A 247-nucleotide genomic window follows, 5' to 3' on the forward strand; every position below is an offset into this window, starting at 1 on the left:
TTCACGTGATCAGCGCATCCAAAATATGGCCGATCACGCCGAAAATCGGGGATTTCGTGGCGACCAAGGCAGCAAAGCCAGCCGAGCGCCGGGTGGTCGCGATGGAACAAGCTCGCTTGCCTTGTCCGCGAGGGGCGGGAATATTGCTGTGAACGAATTTGACGGGGGTAACAACATGGGACGGCTGGACGGCAAGGTAGCGGTGATCACCGGCGCCACGAGCGGCATCGGGTTGCATAGCGCGGAG

At 60.7% G+C, this 247-nt stretch carries 1 protein-coding gene; it reads right to left on the minus strand.

Annotated elements, in window-relative coordinates; genetic code table 11:
• Window position 1: 1 nt before the first annotated feature.
• Window positions 2-247: hypothetical protein (locus KJQ96_RS39420; RefSeq protein WP_213291264.1), on the minus strand; the 246-nt coding region annotated here is incomplete at its 5' end.

The sequence above is a fragment of the Bradyrhizobium sp. sGM-13 genome (assembly GCF_018398875.1).
In the GTDB taxonomy this organism is placed as follows: Bacteria; Pseudomonadota; Alphaproteobacteria; order Rhizobiales; family Xanthobacteraceae; genus Bradyrhizobium.